General features: G+C 64.2%; 24 protein-coding genes and 1 pseudogene. 11 read left to right on the forward strand and 14 right to left on the reverse strand.

From position 1 onward, the window contains the following. Positions 1-71: 71 nt before the first annotated feature. From C486_RS17090 to C486_RS17105, 4 genes are all read right to left on the reverse strand, one after another. Entirely contained in the window at positions 72-953 is an 882-nt protein-coding gene (locus C486_RS17090; protein ID WP_008458388.1) for a hypothetical protein, read from the reverse strand. Between the two features lie 95 nt (positions 954-1,048). Further along, entirely contained in the window at positions 1,049-1,864 is an 816-nt protein-coding gene (hisF, locus tag C486_RS17095; RefSeq protein WP_008458391.1) for an imidazole glycerol phosphate synthase subunit HisF, read from the reverse strand. 85 nt (positions 1,865-1,949) lie between these two features. Further along, entirely contained in the window at positions 1,950-3,296 is a 1,347-nt protein-coding gene (locus C486_RS17100) for a hypothetical protein (protein WP_008458393.1), read from the reverse strand. Further along, entirely contained in the window at positions 3,293-4,000 is a 708-nt protein-coding gene (locus C486_RS17105) for a hypothetical protein (protein ID WP_049910657.1), read from the reverse strand. Before C486_RS17105 ends, C486_RS17100 begins: the two co-directional genes overlap by 4 nt. Before the next feature lie 117 nt (positions 4,001-4,117). Between C486_RS17105 and C486_RS17110 the strand changes: the two genes are divergently transcribed. After that, positions 4,118-4,306, forward strand: coding sequence for a DUF7550 family protein (locus C486_RS17110; protein WP_008458395.1), 189 nt, complete (start codon positions 4,118-4,120; stop codon positions 4,304-4,306). A 1-nt stretch (position 4,307) separates the two neighbouring features. Here C486_RS17110 and C486_RS17115 read toward each other — a convergent pair whose 3' ends face one another. Continuing rightward, on the reverse strand, positions 4,308-4,535 hold the full coding sequence (locus C486_RS17115) for a ribbon-helix-helix domain-containing protein (RefSeq protein WP_006184071.1): 228 nt from the start codon (positions 4,533-4,535) through the stop codon (positions 4,308-4,310). A 145-nt stretch (positions 4,536-4,680) separates the two neighbouring features. Then, positions 4,681-4,980, reverse strand: a complete 300-nt coding sequence (locus tag C486_RS17120) for a hypothetical protein (protein WP_006184070.1) — start codon at positions 4,978-4,980, stop codon at positions 4,681-4,683. A gap of 288 nt (positions 4,981-5,268) precedes the next feature. On the opposite strand from C486_RS17120, the gene C486_RS17125 reads away from it, so the two are divergent. The 3 genes from C486_RS17125 to menD are packed head-to-tail and all read left to right on the forward strand — an operon-like array spanning position 5,269 to position 9,097. Further along, entirely contained in the window at positions 5,269-5,865 is a 597-nt protein-coding gene (locus C486_RS17125; protein WP_187290125.1) for a sulfite oxidase-like oxidoreductase, read from the forward strand. Between the two features lie 55 nt (positions 5,866-5,920). Further along, positions 5,921-7,264, forward strand: coding sequence for an isochorismate synthase (locus C486_RS17130; RefSeq protein WP_008458401.1), 1,344 nt, complete (start codon positions 5,921-5,923; stop codon positions 7,262-7,264). Positions 7,265-7,276: 12 nt separating this feature from the next. Continuing rightward, positions 7,277-9,097 (forward strand): 2-succinyl-5-enolpyruvyl-6-hydroxy-3-cyclohexene-1-carboxylic-acid synthase, encoded by a 1,821-nt coding sequence (gene menD / locus C486_RS17135; protein ID WP_008458403.1) that lies wholly within the window; start codon positions 7,277-7,279, stop codon positions 9,095-9,097. Between the two features lie 2 nt (positions 9,098-9,099). On the opposite strand, the gene C486_RS17140 is transcribed toward menD, so the two are convergent. The 3 genes and pseudogenes from C486_RS17140 to C486_RS20600 all read right to left on the reverse strand — a co-directional run bounded on the left by C486_RS17140 (position 9,100) and on the right by C486_RS20600 (position 11,040). Then, positions 9,100-10,125 (reverse strand): J domain-containing protein, encoded by a 1,026-nt coding sequence (locus C486_RS17140; protein ID WP_008458405.1) that lies wholly within the window; start codon positions 10,123-10,125, stop codon positions 9,100-9,102. A 291-nt stretch (positions 10,126-10,416) separates the two neighbouring features. Beyond that, positions 10,417-10,613 (reverse strand): annotated as a pseudogene (locus tag C486_RS20595) (FAD-dependent oxidoreductase); the annotation flags it as partial. Between the two features lie 94 nt (positions 10,614-10,707). Further along, positions 10,708-11,040: a DMT family transporter gene (locus C486_RS20600; protein ID WP_008458406.1), complete on the reverse strand. Its 333-nt coding sequence runs from the start codon at positions 11,038-11,040 to the stop codon at positions 10,708-10,710. Positions 11,041-11,123: 83 nt separating this feature from the next. On the opposite strand from C486_RS20600, the gene C486_RS17145 reads away from it, so the two are divergent. After that, complete coding sequence (locus C486_RS17145; RefSeq protein WP_049910658.1) at positions 11,124-11,912, forward strand: TrmB family transcriptional regulator; 789 nt, start codon at positions 11,124-11,126, stop codon at positions 11,910-11,912. A gap of 442 nt (positions 11,913-12,354) precedes the next feature. Here C486_RS17145 and C486_RS17150 read toward each other — a convergent pair whose 3' ends face one another. Both C486_RS17150 and C486_RS17155 read right to left on the reverse strand, forming a co-directional pair. Further along, a complete protein-coding gene (locus C486_RS17150; RefSeq protein ID WP_008458410.1) occupies positions 12,355-12,582 on the reverse strand; it encodes a hypothetical protein in 228 nt (75 codons plus the stop codon). A 112-nt stretch (positions 12,583-12,694) separates the two neighbouring features. Beyond that, entirely contained in the window at positions 12,695-13,480 is a 786-nt protein-coding gene (locus tag C486_RS17155; protein ID WP_008458413.1) for an HAD-IIA family hydrolase, read from the reverse strand. Between the two features lie 137 nt (positions 13,481-13,617). On the opposite strand from C486_RS17155, the gene C486_RS17160 reads away from it, so the two are divergent. After that, positions 13,618-14,088: a hypothetical protein gene (locus C486_RS17160; protein WP_049910665.1), complete on the forward strand. Its 471-nt coding sequence runs from the start codon at positions 13,618-13,620 to the stop codon at positions 14,086-14,088. Positions 14,089-14,153: 65 nt separating this feature from the next. Here C486_RS17160 and C486_RS21165 read toward each other — a convergent pair whose 3' ends face one another. Beyond that, complete coding sequence (locus C486_RS21165) at positions 14,154-14,300, reverse strand: rubrerythrin-like domain-containing protein (protein ID WP_394295341.1); 147 nt, start codon at positions 14,298-14,300, stop codon at positions 14,154-14,156. Positions 14,301-14,610: 310 nt separating this feature from the next. Beyond that, a complete protein-coding gene (locus tag C486_RS17165; protein ID WP_006187265.1) occupies positions 14,611-14,793 on the reverse strand; it encodes a DUF7501 family protein in 183 nt (60 codons plus the stop codon). A gap of 216 nt (positions 14,794-15,009) precedes the next feature. On the opposite strand from C486_RS17165, the gene C486_RS21170 reads away from it, so the two are divergent. The 5 genes from C486_RS21170 to C486_RS17185 all read left to right on the forward strand — a co-directional run bounded on the left by C486_RS21170 (position 15,010) and on the right by C486_RS17185 (position 18,596). Beyond that, the gene (locus C486_RS21170) at positions 15,010-15,141 is read left to right on the forward strand and encodes a rubrerythrin-like domain-containing protein (RefSeq protein ID WP_008458419.1); all 132 of its coding nucleotides are present in this window, start codon (positions 15,010-15,012) and stop codon (positions 15,139-15,141) included. 673 nt (positions 15,142-15,814) lie between these two features. After that, positions 15,815-17,326 carry a phosphoenolpyruvate carboxykinase (ATP) gene (locus C486_RS17170; RefSeq protein WP_049910659.1) on the forward strand — a complete coding sequence of 504 codons (1,512 nt, stop codon included), beginning with the start codon at positions 15,815-15,817 and terminating at the stop codon, positions 17,324-17,326. Positions 17,327-17,457: 131 nt separating this feature from the next. Continuing rightward, positions 17,458-17,649 carry an HEWD family protein gene (locus C486_RS17175; protein WP_008458423.1) on the forward strand — a complete coding sequence of 64 codons (192 nt, stop codon included), beginning with the start codon at positions 17,458-17,460 and terminating at the stop codon, positions 17,647-17,649. 59 nt (positions 17,650-17,708) lie between these two features. Further along, a complete protein-coding gene (gene cutA, locus C486_RS17180; RefSeq protein ID WP_008458425.1) occupies positions 17,709-18,011 on the forward strand; it encodes a divalent-cation tolerance protein CutA in 303 nt (100 codons plus the stop codon). Positions 18,012-18,107: 96 nt separating this feature from the next. Further along, positions 18,108-18,596, forward strand: a complete 489-nt coding sequence (locus C486_RS17185) for a 50S ribosomal protein L11 (RefSeq protein ID WP_008458427.1) — start codon at positions 18,108-18,110, stop codon at positions 18,594-18,596. Positions 18,597-18,820: 224 nt separating this feature from the next. Here the strand turns inward: C486_RS17185 and C486_RS17190 are convergent, their stop codons facing one another. Then, on the reverse strand, positions 18,821-19,429 hold the full coding sequence (locus tag C486_RS17190) for a hypothetical protein (protein ID WP_049910660.1): 609 nt from the start codon (positions 19,427-19,429) through the stop codon (positions 18,821-18,823). Positions 19,430-19,480: the final 51 nt, after the last annotated feature.

The raw sequence follows: 19,480 nt of genomic DNA on the forward strand, positions 1-19,480 counted from the left end.
CGATCGTCCGATTCGATTTCGGCGCTCGTTTTTATCCGAGTCACGTTCCCTCTCCGTCGCCGCGCTCCTCGTCAGCACGTCGCGTAAAAGGCGTAGATGTCCCCGTTCGGGGCGACGTGAACGTCGACGCCCTCCGCGTCGAACCCGGTTCGCATCGCGTCGCCGTACCGCGAGAGGGACTCCGCGACGATCGCGTCGGCGAGGGCCGCCTCGTCGGAGTAGTCCGCGGGCGAGACGCCCGTAATGACGATCGGCCCCTCCTGAGGGATCGCATCGCCACACGCGTGATCGAACCTGCCGGGGTCGACGGTCTCGGGATCGGAGTCCCCGAACTCACGCTTGACGAGCCGACGGTTCTGGTACTCCGCGTAGGCCGCGAGGCCGCTGTCGTACGTCCGACTCGCGGCTGTGTCCCGTTCGTTCTCGAGTCGGTCATGAATCGCCCCCTCAGTGGCCTCGAGATCGAGCCCTCCCGACTCGGCCCCGTCCCCGGGCGCGTCCGGCGGTGACGGGTGGCCGATCCCCGGCAGCACCGACGGCGGGACGATCCCCGTCGCGAACAGGGCGACGACGATGCCAATGACGACGAAGAGCGGCAGGTAGGGCTTTGCGACCTCGAACCAACTCGGCGTGTCGAGGTCCTGTTCGAGCCCGTCGTAGGTCTGCTCGACCCGCTCGAGGTCCGGGTTGCCACAGCGCGAACACGGCGGAGTGTTCCGGACGTGTTCCCGGCCGCAGTTCGGACAGGCCCAGACGTAGTCCGGCCCGGTTTCGACGGTTCCGGACGCGATGGGGTCGCGGTCACCGTCGGGAGCGCCACCGCTCCCGGCCCCGGAGTCGCGTTCCTCGTCGACGCGAACGATCGCCTTCTCGAAGCTGTTGTGGCCGCAGGCGTCACAGGGTGGGTCATCGTTCGCGTGCGGTTTGCCACACCGCGTACACCGCCACTTCACTACCGAAACGCGGGACCGGGACGAAATAAACGTACTGGATACCCGACCGAATCGCCGAGGTCGCCGACCGCTGGCGATCGGTTTCGAGAACGCCCTCAGAGACGGACGGGAACGCCGTGCTCGTCGAGGTAGGCCTTCGTCTCCGCGATGGAGTACTCGTCGAAGTGGAAAATCGAGGCCGCGAGGCCGGCGTCGGCACCCGCCTCGGTAAACACGTCGTACATGTCTTCGGGGCTGCCACAGCCCGAGGAGGCGATCACCGGCGTGTCGACGGTGTCACAGACCGCTTCCGTCAGCGCCAGGTCGTAGCCGTCTTTCGTCCCGTCCTTGTCGATCGAGTTGACGAAGAGTTCGCCCGCGCCGCGGGACTCGGCTTCGGCGGCCCACTCGAGGACGTCGATGCCGGTCCCCTCGCGGCCGCCCTTTTTCGTGCACTCGAACCAGCAGGACTCGCCGTCGATCTCGACGTAGTGTTCGCCGTCCTCGTCGAACCGCCGTCTGGCGTCGACGCTGATGACGATACACTGGTTGCCGAACGCGCGCGCGCCCTCAGTGATCAGTTCGGGCCGCTCGAGCGCGCCGGTGGTGATCGAGACCTTGTCCGCGCCGGCCCGTAGCGTTTCCTTGATGTCCGCAGTGGTACGGATGCCGCCGCCCACGGTGAGCGGGATAAAGACCTCATCAGCGACGCGCTCGACGACCTCGAGCATCGTCTCGCGGCCCTCCGCGGAGGCGGTGATGTCGAGAAAGACGAACTCGTCCGCGCCGGACTCGTTGTAGGCTTTGGCCATCTCGACCGGATCGCCGGTGTATTGCAGGTCCTCGAAGTTGACGCCGGTGTAGACCGCCGGGTTCCCGTCCTCGTCGAGATCCACGTCGATACACGGGATGACTCGCTTGGTCAGTACCATGTGATTCTTGTCCGATCCTTCGCACCGGTGGTAGTAAAGGGGTCTGGATCGAGCAACGGATGCGACCGTCGTGACGACGCCCTCGTCAGTCCTCGAGCACGCGCGATCGAAACGCATCGACCGCCTCGGGAAGCACCTCGAGGGACGCACGAACGCGCACGTAGTTGCCGTACTCGCTGGTCAGCGAGACGACGGCGTCGGGGTCCGCGTCGGCTTTCCTTCGGACGGACCGATCGGCCCACCCGAGTCGCTGGACCGTCTCCGCGAGTGCCAACGCCCCGGGTGATGGGGCAGTGAGTTCGTTTCGCGCCGTCTCCGCTGCCTCGATCGCGGCCTCTCGTTCGGTTCGGATGTCATCGATCGTTTCCGGGAGCGTCACCGACTCAGCCGCGATTCGATCCCGAACGACTTCGAACACTCGGAACGCCTGTTCGAACCGAACGGCGTGACGGAGTCCCGTTCCGGGGTCCCCGTCGCTTACCGCGGTCTTCATCCCCTCCAGTTCGTCCGCGACGGCGCCACCGGTCCGCCACAGGATATGCTCGATGTACGATTCGTCGATATCGCCGACGCCGACCTCGTCGAACCAGTCGTCGTCCTGTGTGGGAAACTCGACGCTGTCGGCGTGATCGACGCACCGCTCGAGCGCATCGATCAGGACCGACTCGAGGTCGATCGGATCATCGAGCGTCGCCTCGTACCGCCGGGCGCAGTGTTCCCAGACATCGGCGGTCGCGGCTGCGGACTCGAGTTCGCCGGCGGCCTCCCCGATGTCGATGACGGTGGCGGTTTCGTCGATCGCCCACTGTGTGAGGGACCCGACCGCCCGTTCGAGAGCCGCCTCGAGTTGGGAGTAGTAGAGAATCGACCGGAGCAGGTCGTCGGCGGACCCGCGGTACGTGATCGACGTGCGCTGATCGCGGAGCCGCGGCTGGAGTTCGCCGTGTTCGTCCGCGAGATCGGCTGTCAGCGTCTCGTCGTCGATGGCCGCCCACGTCGCCCTCGCCTGTCTGGCCTCGGCGCGGGCACCTCGGAGATCACGAAGGGCGTGATACGACGCGGCTCCCGTCGTGTCGGCCGCCCCGGCCCGGATCCCGCTGGCCTCGTCCCGCGCGTCGGTGATCGATTCGCGGACGACACCGTTCGGGACCGCCTCGGCGGTGAGCGGGTCGGGGACCGACGCCAGCAGTTCGTCGACGCGCTTGAGTGCGTCGTCGACCGCGCTCGCGTCGGGCTGGACCGGTATCGGCTTCTCGACCAGTGGCACTGCCGTCGTCAGGATGCCGTCGATCTTCGACGCGGCGAACGTCCCGTTCGACTCCTCGTCGGTCCATGGGAGGGTACTACAGCCGGCGACGGCGACTCCCGACGCCGTGACGAGCCCCGCGAGGAACCGCCGTCGATGAGTCGAGCGCCGGTTCGGCCCCGTCATTCGCGATTGCCCTCCTCGCTGTCGGTCGCACCCGTGTCGGCGGATCCGTTTCCGCTCGTGTTCGTCTCGAATCCGTTCCCGGCCACGATGATCGATCCGCGGCACGACGCGCTCTCGGACCGAGAACGACTCGACGGAGCCTCCTCGTACGGTCGGTGGACCCGAAAGACGACAGCCTGCATTACGTCGGTATCCGCCTCGCAGGGCGTCATCGGATCTTTCAGCGTCCGACAGTACTGTAGACTAAGGTCGTCGTCCATCGCTTGTACGCCCAACACCTGTCTGTGATAGCAGTCGCCGATAGGACGCTGATTGACGACGATCGACTCGGTCTCGAAATCGGTGTCGGCGACGAACTCGCGTATCTCGGTCGCCTCCACGGCGTTCCCGTTGGAGGCAATCCGAAGCGTATCGGCATCGTCGTCGTCGATCACGAAAAACAAGTGATCGTGTCGCAGTGGTCGATCCTCATCGTCCTCCTGCTGGGCCGCCGCATCGTCCGGATAGATGAATTGTGCGTTGTCGGCCGAGCGCACGAACAGTACGTCGTACTCGTGGGTCGATTCGGACACCCGATTCGTGTCGTGGACGGTCTCGCTGTCGCTGGTCGATCCGCCGTTCCCAGAACATCCCGCAACCGCGGTCGAAAGACAGCTCCCACCGGCAGCGAGGACCCGCCTGCGGGAGAGCGTCGTGGAGGACATCGTCCACCGATGGTTACTCGATCGATATATACTTCCGGGTGACAGGACGGCCGAGGCGGCATTGCTCAACGCTCCGCTGTAGATGTCTTTAAGGGACCGAGTCGAGAAGGGGCACCTATGACGGACGACACTGCAACCTCCGACGGTGACGATTCGGGAGCCGACGTCGGTCACGATCTCGCCGCCGACCGAACGACCGCGCCGATGAGCGAGTACTCGGCGCGAGCCGTCCTGATCGGGATACTCGTCGCACTCGTCGGCTCGGCGATCGCGTTCGGGATACCGCTGCTCGCAGTCGGCGTCTAAGCTAGAAGACGTATTCGTCGTCGTGGCCCATCATGCCGTCGTCTTCGAAGCCGGTGCCGCCGGTTGCTCCCTCCTCTTCGTCGGAGGGTCCACTGGTCTTGTAGGCCTTGATGCCCGTCGAAAGGAGGTCCTCGATCGCCTCCTCGCGGTTGACGAACTCGCCGCGTTCGACCATCTGGGCGATCTGCATCTCGAGGTGTTCCGGTATGGTGATCTCTACTTTCGGCATCTGATTCGGCTTTCGGCGAGGGGGTATTTAGGTTTGACGGGGAGTCAACACCGACGAGACGGAGCCCGGTCGCGGTCGAACCGATGGCGTCTCTGGCGGTGCGACGCCGATACAGGGACCGCGTGGGTGAGATCCGCGGGCCGATTCAACTGCCACCCATTACCGAGTCGATCGCGTCCCGCAGTTTCGTTCCGGGCTGGGTCAGCGTCTGGAGTTGTTTGCGCATCCGTCGCTGGTTGAAGTAGCTCGCGAACGCGAGGATCGTCGGGGGCCACAGGCCGACGAACGTCCCGAGTTCGCGTTCGCCCTGAATGAAATAATAGTACAGGGCGAGGCCAACCGACGCCGCCGACGCGACGAACGCGGGCCCCATCGCCTGTTCACCGACTTCCGCCGTTGTCTGTCCGGACATCTCCCGCTCCGTGAACTGTTCTGTGCTCGCCATGCATCGCTATCCCTCGCCGAGACCGTACTAAGTGGTGGCGAGGGTTTCGCGGGAAACACTCGAGTTGTCCCCGCTTCGTGACCGTTGCAGTCAGTTTCGAACCCCGTCCCCGGGTGTCAATCGGGTGTTTCCCGTGGACTGCTCCTTCGATCGGTGCGAGATGTGTGTGCGAGCGATCGATGGCTCCGGCCGTCCTGCATCGCGGCTGCGAACGTGAGCAGTCGCCCGGCGATCGCGTGGCCGACGACGAGGCGTCACATCTACGTCTTTCGGGACGTATCGACGAGTATGGATGTGACGGACGTGACGGATCTCTATCAGGAGTTCGGTGACGAGCGGCTGCCGCCGGGACAGCGCGAAACCAGCGCGTTTCCCGTCCTCTCGAAGAGCGGGACGCCCGACTGGGACCCCGAGACGTGGGACTTTACCGTCACCGGTGCGGTCGACAAGGAACTGTCCCTATCGTGGGACGAGTTCCGGGACCTGCCGAGTGTCACTCAGCGACAGGACTTCCATTGTGTGACCGGCTGGAGCAAGTTCGACTGCGAGTTCACCGGCGTCCCCTTCCCCGAACTCGCCGACCGAGCCGGCGTCCACGACGACGCCGTCCACGTCATGTTCTCCGCGCTCGATGACTACACGACGGATCTGCCACTCGAGGACTGCATGCGCGAGGAAGTCCTTTTTACCTGGGCGTTCGATGGCGACCCGCTCCCCGAGGACCACGGCGGACCGCTCCGCGTCGTCACGCCACATCGATACGCCTACAAGGGCGCGAAGTGGGTCGACGGAATCGAGTTCCTCACCGAGCCCCAACGTGGCTACTGGGAGCGGCGGGGCTACTCGCAGACGGCGGACCCGTGGCAGGAGGAGCGGTACAGTTAGTGTCCCGGTCGGAGAATAGTTAGGCTGAAGGCCGGGCGGTCCTGACGTGCGGTCGATGGATCGATCGTTGGGCGATGGCCGACTGACGGGCGAAACGGGGTCGATTGACGGTGCCGATGACCTCGTCAGCCGGAGTCGCGAACTCGAGGGTGTCTCTTTTAGCGCGATTCTCGACGGGAGCGCCGAGTCACGCGTCCAGTGGGCTACGCCAGGCGGTCTCGAACTCGTCGGTCGCGGCGTCGCCGCTCGATTCACCGCCGACGGTCCCGACCGGTTCGACCGTGTTCGAACGCAGGCGAGCCGCGCCTTCGACGGGCTCGTCCACGACGGTCCCGAAGCGGCCCGCCCGCGAGCCGTCGGCGGCGTCTCGTTTCACGACGGCCACGAGCCGGCCCCACCCTGGACCGGGTTCGACGCTGCCTCCTTCGTCGTCCCGCAGGTGCTCGTCACCCGGACCGACGACGGAACGTGGCTGACCGCGGTCGGAAATCGCAGCGACGATGTCGACGACCGCCTCGAGCGCTGGCACGAGCGCCTGGCGGCGCTGCCGTCGATGCGACCGAGCGGTTCGACGCCCGGCGTCGCCGCGACGCGGCGCACGACGTCTCCCGCCACGTGGACCAGCCAGATCGAGGCGGTACTCGAGCGAATCGCCGACGGGCGATTGACGAAAGCCGTCCTCGCGCAGGCCCTTTCGGTGACGCTCGAGGGGCCGGTCGACGTTCCCGCGACCCTCGAGCGCCTGCGCCGACGGTATCCGAACTGTTACCGGTTCTTGGTGAGCTACGATATCGGCGGTACGTTCTTCGGCGCGCCGCCCGAGGGACTGGTTTCGAAATGCGGCCAGCGCGTCGAGACGGAGGCCCTCGCCGGGTCGGTGCCCCGCGGGGAGACGCCGGCCGAAGACAAGGAGCACGTCGACCGCATGCGAACCGACGAGAAGTCCCAGCACGAACACGGGCTCGTCGTCGACGCGATCCGAAAGCAACTCGCCCCGTTCGCGCGCGATCTCACCGTGAGCGACCAGACGATCCGGCGACTGGCAACGATTCAGCACCTCCAGACGCCGATCGAGGCGATGCTGTCGGGCGACCGTCACGTCCTCGAGATCGTCGAGGCATTGCATCCGACGCCCGCGGTCGGCGGCGTTCCACCTGCCGTGGCCTGGGAGACGATCCGGGACACGGAGACGTTCGAGCGGGGCTGGTACGCGTCGCCGGTAGGGTGGTTCGACGGCGATGGCGACGGCGAGTTCGCGGTCGCTATTCGGTCGGGGATCGCGGCCGACGGAACGGTGACGCTCTTCGCCGGGAGCGGCATCGTCGGCGATAGCGACCCCGAGGCAGAGTGGGACGAAGTACAGCTGAAGTACCGTCCGATCCTCGATGAACTACAGTAGTACCTGACTCCGATGTCCGCACCGAACCGCGCGACCCTGTGGGGTCGCGTCCTCACCGACGAACTCGCGAAGGGAGGGCTCGATGCCGTCTGTATCGCCCCCGGGAGTCGTTCGACACCGCTGACGGTTGCGTTCGCCGAGCAGCCCGAGATCGATGTATACTCGCAGTTAGACGAGCGCTCGGCGGCCTACTTCGCGCTCGGACGCGCCCGCCGGACCGGCAAGCCGACGGCACTGGTCTGTACCTCCGGCACGGCCGCGGCGAACTTTCACCCCGCGGTGATGGAGGCCGATCGGGCCCGCGTCCCGCTGCTCGTCCTCACGGCCGATCGACCGCCCGAACTCCGGGACAGCGGCGCGAACCAGACCGTCGACCAAGTCGACCTCTACGGCGACGCAGTCCGGTGGGACGCCGACCTTCCCGAGCCCGAAGCCGACGAGCGGAAAGTCCGCAGCCTCCGCACGACCGCCGCTCGCGCGCTCTCTGAGACCACCGGCGTCGAACCCGGCCCGGTCCATCTGAACTGTCCGTTCCGCAAGCCCCTCGAGCCGATCACGGTGCCGGGGGACGTACCCGACTCCTTCGCCGAGACGACGGCCGGACGAGGACGGGACGGCCCCTTCGTCGAGACCGGCGGCGGAACGCGGACGCTCGCGGACGACGACCGCCGTCGGCTCCGACACGCGCTCGCGGCCGCCGACCGACCGCTGATCGTCGCCGGCCCCGCCGATCCGACGACGCTCGCGGCGCTCGAGCCCGCGGCCGTCGTCGACCTCGCGAATCGACTCGGCGCGCCGGTCCTCGCGGACCCGCTCTCGGGACTCCGATTCGGCCCCCACGTCGGCGGAGCGGGCGACGGTGACGGGGACGGCGACTCGCGAACGATCTACGGCGGCTACGATACCTACGTCCCCGAGTTGCCGACGCCGGATGTCGTGCTCCGATTCGGTGCCTCTCCCACGTCGAAACCGCTCCGCCACTGGCTGCGGGACGCCGACGCTCGACAGTTCCTCGTCGATCCCGCAGGCGCGTGGCGCGAGGCGACGTTTACCGCAACCGACCTGCTCGCGGCCGATCCCGCGACCGTCGTCGACGGACTGCTCGAGACGGTGACGACCGCGGAGGCCGGGTCCGACGACGCGTGGCAGGCCCGGTTCGACGCGGCCGAGCGCCACCACTGGGCGATCCGCGACGAGGCGCTGACCGCCGACGCGCTCGCGTCCGCCCCGTTCGAGGGTGCGATCCTCGCGTCGGTGGTCTCGAATGCGCCGGACCCGGCGACGGTGTTCGTCTCGAACAGCATGCCGATCCGGGACGCCGACCGGTTCGCCCGGCCGCGGACCGCCGCTTTGACGATGCTCGCGAATCGCGGCGCGAGCGGGATCGACGGGATCGCTAGCACGGCGCTCGGTGCCGGCAGCACGACCGACGACCCGCTGGTGCTCGTGACCGGCGACGTCGCGTTCTATCACGATTCGAACGGGCTGCTCGCGGTCGATCGGTGCGACGTTGACGCCACGATCGTCCTTCTGGACAACGACGGCGGCGGCATCTTCCACGAACTCCCGATCGAGGCGTTCGATCCGCCCTTTACCGACCAGTTCAAGACGCCCCACGGCGTCGCGTTCGACGCGCTCGCCGACGCATACGGTCTCGAGTTCGAGCGCGTCGCGCCCGCGGCGTTCGCAGAGGCCTACCGACGGTCCCTCGAGCGCGCGGGGACACAGGTACTTGCAGTCGAGTTCGATTCCGAAACGAGTCACCGACGACGCGACGAACTCGAGGTGCGAGTCGAGGACGCGGTCGACGCACTCGAGTCCGACCGCGACTGAGTTCAGGGCCGCAGGACCCACCAGAGCGCGCCCGCGTAGCCGAGCGGGATCCAGGCGAAGGCCAGCGTCAGCAGGCCGAACAGCGAGAGGAGTTCGACCGATTCGAATCGGGCGATGCCGACGGGAAAGAGCACGCTCCAGATCCCGAACGTCACGGCCGCGATCCGCGGCATCGTCAGCAGATAGCCGATCAAGGCGAGCGTACAGGCGGCGATGACCGCGTTGATCGGGAGCGAAAACAGCGGCGTCAGACTTGCGGCGACGAAAAGCGGATAAAGGAGCGCAGCGGTGCCGAGCGAGAGGACTGCAGTCTGATCGATCCTCGGTCCTTCCCATTCGAGGTCGACCTCGTCGTTCCAGTCGTGGACGGAGTACGCGGTCCCCTCGGACTCCGCTGTGTCCGTCGTCTCCGTGGTCGCGTCCGTCGTAGCCCCTGCGGCCGTGGCCGTTTCGGCGCTCGAGCGCGCCGTCTCGTCCTCGTCGAACGACCAGCCGGCCGCCGCTTGCCGTTTCGCTCGTTGCCGGCGGCGCTTGGAGCGCTGTCGCGCGTGGTGGCTCTCCGTTCCGGCAGTGTCATCGGTCTCGGTTCGTTCGCTCGTCTGTCGGCCGTTCGTGGTCGTCCGTCCGCCGGCCGTGTCCGATCCAGCCGTTCTCGTCCCAGTCGCTGTTCCCGAACCGCTCGTCGTCTGTTTCCCAGTAGCCCCCGTCCCGCTACCGGCCGACGTCCGTCGGGCATTCGTGCGGTTCGAGGCTGTGGCCGACCGCTCGGACGCGTCGCTCGAGTCGGCGGCGGTTCCGTCGTCGAGATCGACGTACGCCTCGTGGCCGAGGCGGTCGTACCGCGCGCGCTCCGTCTCGTCCGTGAGCACCGATTTCGCGGTCATCACCCGCTGGAACCGCTCGGCCGCGTCGGGGTCGTCGGAGTGATCCGGATGCGTCTCGAGGACGCGGTCGCGATAGGCCGACTCGATTTCGTCCCGGGTCGCGTCCGGATCGACCCCGAGGACATCGTAGTACGTGTCCCCCATCGCGTGAACGGTCGGCTGGCTGCGTAAAAAACCACTCGGCTGAAACGACTGTCGCCGACGGCGACGGGTTTCTCGAGCGCCGACACCGGTCGATCGCGATCCACCGACGGTCGGCTTGCGACGGATAAATTCTATTTCGGTATATCAATTGGTGGCTGATAGAAGTTGAGACTACGGCGAGTTTAGCAGCCCTGTAATGCGTAGTATCGGCCGATTCAGTGCACGGAAACTGACACAGATTGCTCTCCAAACGGCCAATCTTGTTGAATTCCCAACCGAATGCGGGGATTTTAGCGACTCTGGGATGCCGAAGGTGGTCATCATTGATGCAAACTTCTGCTGGTAGATTTGTTACTTTGAGTTGGGAACTCATCTTCTGCTTCGGTTTCCAGGACGACAACATCGTACCCACGGTCAGCCAGATTTCGTGCACACTGCGCCCCCGCTGGACCTGCCCCAGCGATGATTACATCATAACTTTTGGACATCATTGGTGAACAACTCCTCAAAAGAGGACGGACAAGATGTCGGAACACAGTGTCACTTTTCGGCTGTTTCTACACAGACCTGGTGCCCACCATCTTAGTGGGCAGACATCTGTGAAACCACGTTAACGCAGTAGACGCCACCAATAATGAGGCAGATTCCGAGAAGGCCTGCCAGATCAACTGGTTCACCAAAAACAACGGCTCCGATACCTGCCACACCGACGATCCCTAATGCTGCCCACGTCGCATAGACGACACCAATCGGTAATTCCTCTAACGTCAGGGATAGTAGATAGAACGCCGCCCCATATCCGAGAACAACACCAATACTGGGTACCGGTTGTGAAAACCCATCGGAGAGTTTGAGGGCAGTTGTCCCGAATAATTCGGAGAGTATTGCACCAGCGAGCAGTACGTATGGATGCATATCGTTAGGTCTCGAAGCCGCCGATATACGGCTATTGAAACAAAACAGCACTTACAATTTGTTTGGAGGCACAATGACAATCTATGACGGAACTGGGCGAGCTTGGGCTCTCAAGTTACGAGGAGAAGGCCTATCGAACGCTTCTCGTGACGGGGGCAGTGACGGCAGCCGAACTCTCTGATACTAGTGGGGGCCCAAAAGGACGTATCTACGACGTGCTAAACGGTCTTGAAGCTCGCAAGCTGATTTGGCGACAGTCAAGCGACCCAAATCGGTACGTGGCCGTACAGCCAGAAACCGTCGTCGACAGGCTTCTGGCTGAACGAGCGTATGAACTGAAACAAGAGTGGGATCGTTACCACGAGACAGCACAAACAGTTCGTTCGAACCTTTTGCCGACACCACCAACAGAGAGTAGTTTCTGGCTTGGATCGCTCGGGAGCGACGAAATGAGTACAGCACTCCAGCAGCATATGCGAACCGCGGAGAACGTTGTCCAAGCAGCCGTTGGGCCTCCCTACGAGGATGCGACGTGGGAGACACTCCAATCTGAAGTGGAAGGCTTTTTCGACGGTGCTAATACAGATTTGTCTGTCGACCTCCTATTCAGTGAAAAAGTAGTTACCGTACTCCCTGACCGGTTCCCACATCTAATTGAAAACCAGTCTGCAGACATAACTGTCAGAACGATTCCTGAAATTGCGCTTTCGTTTGATATCGTGGATAATGTAGAGACGACGATCGATGTTCTGCATCCGGTATCTGGTAACGATCGGGTCGGTGTGATCGGAATCAACGATTCGCAAGTCGTCTCCGAGTTTGAGCAGTACTTCCAACAACTGTGGACCAATGCTGTTCCTCTCCTTGAGTGAGACAGTGGTGATGGGAGAAAAACGTGAGGCGGTGTAAGTGACTCAAACTGAATATTGCCTCTATGCATTGAGGAGACCAGTCTCAACTCCTGGTGGCTGAGGAGTTGCGACTGCCATCGAAAGCGGTCACGAGAAACGATCGTCACCATCGAAAACGGATCATGATCGGCCGACACTGCTCGAATCTATAACTAGGATGGCTTTCGGGGCACCCGTCCAAAAAACAGCGCCGCTCATTATAGATCGCTCTCACGAGAGACAAATCCCCGAAACGAGTTACACACTGCTCACATAACCGTCGTGCGATCGGGTGTGAAGGAGTTTCAGAAGGCACTATCGATCGATGCGGACGCGTCAGCTCAAGCGATCCGCTCGTGTGCGATTCACACCGGCGCACCGAGGAGAACCGAAACCCGGTCGAACGGGGTGTACCGAACCCGCGTCAGTCGGTGCTAGGGTCGTCGGACCGGGGATCGAGTTCCCTGACCTCCTCGAGCGTGCCTTCGAGGGTCCCGCGAGTATCGGCAATCGTCGCACCCACGAGGCCACCGATCGCGCCGCCGGTACTGGCCGCGTTACGACTGAACAGGCCGCCGATCGCTGCGCCGACCGCCGCGCCGATCGCCGCGTATCGCGCACGGAGCAACACCGCTGTGATGCGTTCTCTCATATTTCCTACTTGGTGACTGTTACGGATAAATATACCTCTCGAGCGCTCGCATCGACTCCATTGCGGCGCGGACGCGCGCGATCGCATCCGTGCATTCCGATCGAATGGGCGCTCAGAGCAGCGTCCCGACCGCAGCCAGCGACTCGAGGACGTGATCGGGGTCGGTGTCGGCGTCGGTGTCGGCGAGATCCACGCGGTCGGTAACACCGGTGAGCACGAGGGCCGTCTCCATGCCGGCGCGGTTGCCGAGTGCGATGTCCGTGTCGAGTCGATCGCCGACGACCAGGACGTTCTGCGGGTCCGCGTCCAGCCGGTCCATCGCCGCTGCGGCCGCGATCGAGGACGGTTTGCCAAGAATCGCGTCCGCCTCGCGGCCGGCGACGGCCGCCATCGCGGCGAGAACCGCCCCCGTCCCCGGCATCTCGCCGTCGTCGACCGGAATCGTCGCGTCCGGGTCGGTGCCGTAGAACGGAACGCCGTCCTCGAGCGCCCGCAGGGACTCCCAGAGCGTGCCGAAAGAGAAGTCCCTGTCGAACGAGCCGAGCACGATCTCGGCCGCGTCGGGATCCGTCGTCAGGTCGACGGCCGCATCGGCGAGGATGGCCCGGAGTCGCTCCCCGCCGACGAGGTAGACCGACTCGTCGGGGTGGGTCGCCGCGAGGTACTCCGCCGAAACGGTCGCCGACGTGAGAACGGTGCCGGGATCGACGTCGATCCCGTGGGGCGCGAGTTGCTCGCCGTAGTGATCGGCTCCCCGCGTCGGATTGTTCGAAAAGAGCAGCCGCGAACAGCCCGCCGCCTCGAGCGCGCGCAGTCCGTCGGTGACGCCGGGCAGCAACGCCTCGCCGCGGACGATCGTCCCGTCGACGTCGAGGATCACCGCCTCGTAGTCAGTCATCGCTCGACGGTACGGCTGGTCGGCGATTGAGTGTTTGGATGCTCGACCGTGACGGTCGCCGACCCGGCCCGCTCGCCGTTCGCCGGCCCCGACTCACGGAAGGAATTCTTATCCGGGAACCCGACCTACGACCGCCCATGACACTCGAGGTCGAGCCCCCCGAGCCGCCGGAACTGGAGTTCGTGGACCCGAACGAGTACGAGGACGCGACCATCAGCGCCGACGGGACCGCGGAGATCGACTACCGCCGCGAGGAACTCCAGGCGTTCCTCGAGGACGGCGCATGGATGGAGTCGTTCGACGAGTGGCGCGCGGACACGGACCTCGAGGCGGCCGAGTACGAGATCGCTCGCGACCTCGATCTCTTCGCGGGCTTTGACTTCTTCTGGGACGACTTCGCCGACCGCGTCGGGTATCACGCGCCCGGCATTCCCGAGGACTGGCAGGCTCGAGAGTACCATCCCGACCTCGATACCTGGGGAACGGTCTCCTCGATCAACGCCGAACTCACCGAGTTCGGCCAGATCGTCTCGGTCACGCTCAAAGAGGAGTACGTCGACTGGGAAGCCGAGTACGAACCGCCGGAGGACCTGCCCGACTTCGAGTAACCGCGCCGGTGTCGCCTCTCGAGGCCGGTGTGAGACCCGCGCCGTGATCGGGCGGACCCAGTGAGTCACTCCCGCGGAACCGCGAGGTTGTGTAGCTGCCCGCCGCATTCGGGACAGGAGCCGGGCGAACCGGCCGTCCGTCGATACCCACAGTTCCAGCATTCGTAGTGCGATCGGTCGGGGGTATACGGATCGATGTAGACCATACGCATCGTTAGAAGGAGTTAGCAAAAGCATTACGCCAAACCAGTTGTGGGTGCGTTTGAGTTGTTTATTAGAGAATGTCGGGGAATAGTTATTCATACGTCCAACCAGGGGACACAAGTCGTACCGATTCCGATCGTCGCCACCAAGCCACGGACGAGTCCGATCTCGAAGCCGGGAGGCGAGTTGTGTCGTCACCGTCGCGACGGCGAAATCACACCACGGAGAAACGCGATCGGCACGTCACCGGTTCGACCGAGCAACGCGACTCGAGTCGGTCGCTCGCGGTCCGAAACACGACGCGAGGCGGAGCGGCCGTTAGCCCGACCATTCGCCGGCGAGATCGCCGGCGATGTTCTGTCGCCACTGATCGAATCCGTCTTCGCAGTCGGTGTTGTCGTCGATGTGGTCGACGAATCCGGCTCCCGGGGATGCGAGTTCGTCGCCGCAGAACGGACAGGTGATCGGATCGATCCAGTCGGTCGTCGTGTTCGTCGCCATTGTGCCAGTATCTATCAAGACCTGTCATATAAGCCCCGTCCGTTAGGAACTATTACAATTAATATGGCATATAATGCCATATGTTGTGAGTCGGCGGAGCCGGAATCGATGGATCCTCGAGCGATCGCTCTCGAACTCGACTCTCACTACCACCATCGGACTCGACGGCGGACCACTGTGCAAAGAGTTAACACATTCTGTTGTGTATGGTTTCTCATGACACTCGAGGAGCAACGCGAGTACGTCTGCGTCCAGTGTGGCCGGCAGGAGACGGTCGGAGATGCGCTCCTCAGCACCTGTCAGCAGTGCGGGGGCGAAATGCGAAACGTCGACCTGATCCGCGACTAGCCATACCCGGCGTCGGTCGGTGCGAGATAGTGTCCCCGCTCGAGCGGTGCCGCTGTCGTCGAGGGGGTCGCGCCATCAGTTCGGTCACGTGCGAGCGAGCCCCACCGCGACCGCGATCAGCGCGAGTCCGAGAAGGCTACACCGCCGCCGCCGATAGTCGTCGCGCCCGCGAGCGCGGTGACGCACGCCGGTAACGACTGCCTGCACCCCCACCGCCGGCGACGACCGCAGGCGAAAGTGTCGACGACGCGGTCGCCTCGGCTCGAAGCTCCTCGAGATCCGCCCCCCGGATCGCCCCCGGTCCGATGTCGAGAATCGGGTTCGGTGACTCGGACCACCCTCTTGGCCGTTTGCCCCACAGTCCCGGATGTGAAAACCGGGTCAACGGCGGCGTCGACCGGGTATCTGCTCTCACGACCTCGAGCACGGGACCCCGGGTCGAGTCCGGATGGGTGCCGTCCTGTCCTCCGATCGCCGATTAGAATTATTTCTTACTCGAGTACCTATTGTCATCCCTCTGATTACGAACTATTTTCGATGGATAGTGATACTCCTTCTCGAGACCATCACAGCGCTATAAACCGATTTTTACCCTTCAGTGTTGGGTATGTCGTACCACACAGCGAATAGAATCCTCCATGCTTATGCATCAGGACAGTGGTGCATCACGTGTATGTCTGAAACCGGGATGGAGTCCCGTCCGCTGGTCCGACAGCTCCCGGACCCAGCCACAGCGCCGAACGTGCGGTACGATCCGTCGCTCGAGGAACTGCGCGAACTCGCCGCGCCCGACGAGACGACCACCGAGTTCGGATCGCCGTCGTACGTCAGCGAGTTCCGTTCGCGGAGCGCCGATCGGACGAAAAACGCCGTCGACGACGAGTTCACCGACCGCGATCACGCACTGATCGACGAGGCCGTCGACAGCACCGACGACACCGAACTGCTCTGTGTCGACCGCCTGATGGGCCGCCATCCGGAGGCGAGTTTCTGCTGTCGGCTCTTCGTTCCCGTCGACCACGCCCGGATCGCCTACGCGTGGGCGAAACTCTTCGAGCCGTCGGACGGGAGAGATCCCGATCTCTACACCGTCCAGCTTCCCGACCACGACGAGACCGCGATCCGCGTGCTTCCCGACATCGGGTTCACCGCCGTCCTCGGCAGCGACTACACCGGCGAGGCCAAGAAGTCGTTCCTCCGGCTGTTCATGTACCGAATCAAACAACAGGGCGGGCTCGGACTCCACGCGGGCAGCAAGCGCGTCCGCGTCCGCGACGCTGACGGCGATCTCCGGACCGTCGGCCAGGTCTTCATGGGACTGTCCGCGACCGGCAAATCCACGCTGACCTCCCACGGCTGCTGGCTCGAGGAGCCGGAGGGGGCCTCGATGCGACAGGACGATGTCTGTGGCCTCCTCTCGGACGGGTCCGTCGCCGGCAGCGAAGGCGAGGGGCTGTTCATCAAGACGATCGGCCTCGACGAGGCCGAACAGCCCGAACTCTACGCGGCCGCGACCGACGAGTCGGCGATCCTCGAGAACGTCGCCGTCGACGACGACGGGACCGTCCGCTTCGACGAGGACCGCTATACGTCGAACTCCCGGGCCATCATCCAGCGCGACGAACTCGAGAGCGCCGACGAGGAGATCGACCTCGGCCGCATGGACCAGGTTTTCTTCATCACCCGCAACCCGCTGATGCCCCCAGTCGCCAAACTCGACGAGGAACAGGCTGCCGTCGCCTTCATGCTCGGCGAGTCGATCCAAACCAGTGCAGGCGATCCGTCCCGGGCGGGCGAGTCGATCCGCGTCGTCGGGACCAACCCGTTCATTATCGGCCCTGAGGGAGAGGAGGGAAACATCTTCCACGAACTGATCGACATCCTCGACGTCGACTGTTACGTCATCAACACGGGCTATCTCGGCGACCGATCGGCGGATATCGGCGTCACCGAGTCCGTGACGATCCTCACGGAGGCCGCCCGCGGCACCATCGAGTGGACCCACGACGAGCGGATGGGGCTGACGATTCCCGAATCCATCCCGGGACTCGATGTCGACGACTACTACGTCCCCGACCACGTCGACAACTACGACGCGGCGCTGGCGGACCTGCGAGCCGACCGCCGCGAGTACTTGGCGCAGTTCGACACACTCCGCAAGGTGATCAGGGACGCCGTCTACTGATCGATCGTTCCCCCACGCCTCGGAGCGCGAACGATACCCCCGGCTTTCAGACCGCGTTGTGATCCTCGGTGGGTGGCAGTACTTGCCGCACACGCACAGCGTTATATGTGTTGAGTTCCCACGGTTCGGTAATGAGTACCCAAGTGCGGAAACCGACCGTGAGAATCTGCGAATCGTGTGGTCGAGGTGAACGGTGGGACGAACGCCTCGAGGCCTGGCAGCTCGCCCGCGACGACGGCGAGAAACAGGTCGGCAACCCACACTGCATCCACGAGTGGGATATTACCGGCACCTTCACGCCTGTCGACGCGACCGACAGCTAGCCGACGCGCCGCGAGCGACGACACGGACGTTTTTGCCTGACTGGTTCGTAGCGCGTTGCATGCCGACCGTCTACATCACGGCACCGCCCGAGGCGGCCGACGAACTCGCCGAAACGCTGGTCGAAGAGCGACTCGCGGCCTGCGTCAACCGACTGTCGACGACATCGACCTACCGCTGGGAGGGCGACCTCCACCGCGACGACGAAGTCGTGTTGCTCGCGAAGACCACCGACGACGCCTACGACGACCTCGTCGACCGCGTTCGCGACAGCCACCCCTACGAAGTCCCCTGTATCGAGCGCTTCGACGAGAGCGACGTTCTCGAGTCGTTTGCGGCGTGGCGAACGGAACACGTCGACTGATGGGACGGCACCCTTGGCCTGTGTACGGCAGACGGTCACAGACTATGACTGCCCGAATTAGCAACCCTTAAAACTCGCGCACGGGTTATCACGGATATGGCTGGAACCATCGAAGTGCTCGTTCCGGGTGGCCAGGCCAACCCTGGCCCACCACTCGGTCCCGAGCTCGGACCGACGCCCGTCGACGTGCAGGCCGTCGTACAGGAGATCAACGACCAGACCGAAGCGTTCGACGGAACCGAAGTCCCCGTCACCGTCGACTACGAGGAGGACGGCTCCTTCGAGATCGACGTCGGTGTCCCGCCGACAGCGGCACTGATCAAGGACGAAGCCGGTTTCGAGACCGGAAGCGGCGAGCCCCAGACGGACTTCGTCGCGGACCTCTCCGTCGATCAGGTCAAGAAGATCGCCGAGCAGAAACACCCCGACCTGCTCGCGTACGACACGATCAACGCCGCGAAGGAAGTCGTCGGAACCTGCGCCTCGATGGGCGTCACCATCGAGGGCAACGACGCTCGAGAGTTCAAGCAGCGAGTCGACGACGGCGAGTACGACGATGTGCTCGCCAGCGAAGCGAGCGCCTGAAGACGGCGCAGCGAGTACTTCTCCGTTCTCGTAAGCGGCCGGTAGCGTTGGCGATACCGTTTGACACGTCGGGACGGCCGGTCAGCTTCTATCTCCCGTTGAGACTGCCGTTACCGCCAGTATCGGTCGGGATCGAACTCTCGCGTTCGATGGCCGGCGAATGGAGGAAACCGAAATCGCCCGTAAGCTGAGGGTCCGAGCAGGAACGCAGTTGGGACGGCTACCTAGATCTTGTTCGCGGGCGGGACGGTCCGATCGTCGGGACTGGTCGCCCCGGACGCACCGAATAGAACCCGGATGAAGGCCCCCGTACCGAGCATTCCGGCGAGCCCGAAGAGAGCGACGGTGGCCGGAAGCGACAACCCGGCGGCCCCGCTCGCAAGCGCCCCGACGAACAGCCCGGTCGCGAGCCGGTCGTCACCGAGCCGCGCGGCGACGGTTCGGCCGATCGCGACGCAGCCGATCGCCATCGTCGCCGGGAGGACGACCGCGCCGAGGATCACCATCGGAATCCCGAAGAACGTCCCGATGTCAGTATCGACGATCAGGTATCCCGTACTTGCGAGTCCAACCACAATGAGGAACCCCGGAATCCCGATACAAAGCGAGATGATAGGGCTCTGGCGTGATTTCGACACTGCCCGTCTGCTGACGTTCTGTACCAAGCCGAAGACGACCATCGCCACGAGGGCGGTCGCGGCGAACTGGACGCCCATCCGAACGAGCGGCTCGAGCGACCGGTACGCCTCGAGTTCACCGCCGGACGGTGCCAGCACGGCGACCGAACCGATCCCCGCTCGACCGATGATAGTATATAAGTCTATTGGCCACATAAGTACAAACTACACTAGCACGCATAATAGAGTTTTCGGTTGTTGTGAGCG

The sequence above is a fragment of the Natrinema gari JCM 14663 genome, assembly GCF_000337175.1.
Taxonomy (GTDB): domain Archaea; phylum Halobacteriota; class Halobacteria; order Halobacteriales; family Natrialbaceae; genus Natrinema; species Natrinema gari.

Bases quoted from the DNA above. Each gene is read 5' to 3' on its own strand.
- hisF (WP_008458391.1), bottom strand. From the start codon at position 1,864: ATGGTACTGACCAAGCGAGTCATCCCGTGTATCGACGTGGATCTCGAC.
- C486_RS17100 (WP_008458393.1), bottom strand. From the start codon at position 3,296: ATGACGGGGCCGAACCGGCGCTCGACTCATCGACGGCGGTTCCTCGCG.
- C486_RS17105 (WP_049910657.1), bottom strand. From the start codon at position 4,000: ATGTCCTCCACGACGCTCTCCCGCAGGCGGGTCCTCGCTGCCGGTGGG.
- C486_RS17110 (WP_008458395.1), top strand. From the start codon at position 4,118: ATGACGGACGACACTGCAACCTCCGACGGTGACGATTCGGGAGCCGAC.
- C486_RS17115 (WP_006184071.1), bottom strand. From the start codon at position 4,535: ATGCCGAAAGTAGAGATCACCATACCGGAACACCTCGAGATGCAGATC.
- C486_RS17120 (WP_006184070.1), bottom strand. From the start codon at position 4,980: ATGGCGAGCACAGAACAGTTCACGGAGCGGGAGATGTCCGGACAGACA.
- C486_RS17125 (WP_187290125.1), top strand. From the start codon at position 5,269: ATGGATGTGACGGACGTGACGGATCTCTATCAGGAGTTCGGTGACGAG.
- C486_RS17130 (WP_008458401.1), top strand. From the start codon at position 5,921: ATGGATCGATCGTTGGGCGATGGCCGACTGACGGGCGAAACGGGGTCG.
- menD (WP_008458403.1), top strand. From the start codon at position 7,277: ATGTCCGCACCGAACCGCGCGACCCTGTGGGGTCGCGTCCTCACCGAC.
- C486_RS17140 (WP_008458405.1), bottom strand. From the start codon at position 10,125: ATGGGGGACACGTACTACGATGTCCTCGGGGTCGATCCGGACGCGACC.
- C486_RS20600 (WP_008458406.1), bottom strand. From the start codon at position 11,040: ATGCATCCATACGTACTGCTCGCTGGTGCAATACTCTCCGAATTATTC.
- C486_RS17145 (WP_049910658.1), top strand. From the start codon at position 11,124: ATGACGGAACTGGGCGAGCTTGGGCTCTCAAGTTACGAGGAGAAGGCC.
- C486_RS17150 (WP_008458410.1), bottom strand. From the start codon at position 12,582: ATGAGAGAACGCATCACAGCGGTGTTGCTCCGTGCGCGATACGCGGCG.
- C486_RS17155 (WP_008458413.1), bottom strand. From the start codon at position 13,480: ATGACTGACTACGAGGCGGTGATCCTCGACGTCGACGGGACGATCGTC.
- C486_RS17160 (WP_049910665.1), top strand. From the start codon at position 13,618: ATGACACTCGAGGTCGAGCCCCCCGAGCCGCCGGAACTGGAGTTCGTG.
- C486_RS21165 (WP_394295341.1), bottom strand. From the start codon at position 14,300: ATGCGTATGGTCTACATCGATCCGTATACCCCCGACCGATCGCACTAC.
- C486_RS17165 (WP_006187265.1), bottom strand. From the start codon at position 14,793: ATGGCGACGAACACGACGACCGACTGGATCGATCCGATCACCTGTCCG.
- C486_RS21170 (WP_008458419.1), top strand. From the start codon at position 15,010: ATGACACTCGAGGAGCAACGCGAGTACGTCTGCGTCCAGTGTGGCCGG.
- C486_RS17170 (WP_049910659.1), top strand. From the start codon at position 15,815: ATGTCTGAAACCGGGATGGAGTCCCGTCCGCTGGTCCGACAGCTCCCG.
- C486_RS17175 (WP_008458423.1), top strand. From the start codon at position 17,458: ATGAGTACCCAAGTGCGGAAACCGACCGTGAGAATCTGCGAATCGTGT.
- cutA (WP_008458425.1), top strand. From the start codon at position 17,709: ATGCCGACCGTCTACATCACGGCACCGCCCGAGGCGGCCGACGAACTC.
- C486_RS17185 (WP_008458427.1), top strand. From the start codon at position 18,108: ATGGCTGGAACCATCGAAGTGCTCGTTCCGGGTGGCCAGGCCAACCCT.
- C486_RS17190 (WP_049910660.1), bottom strand. From the start codon at position 19,429: ATGTGGCCAATAGACTTATATACTATCATCGGTCGAGCGGGGATCGGT.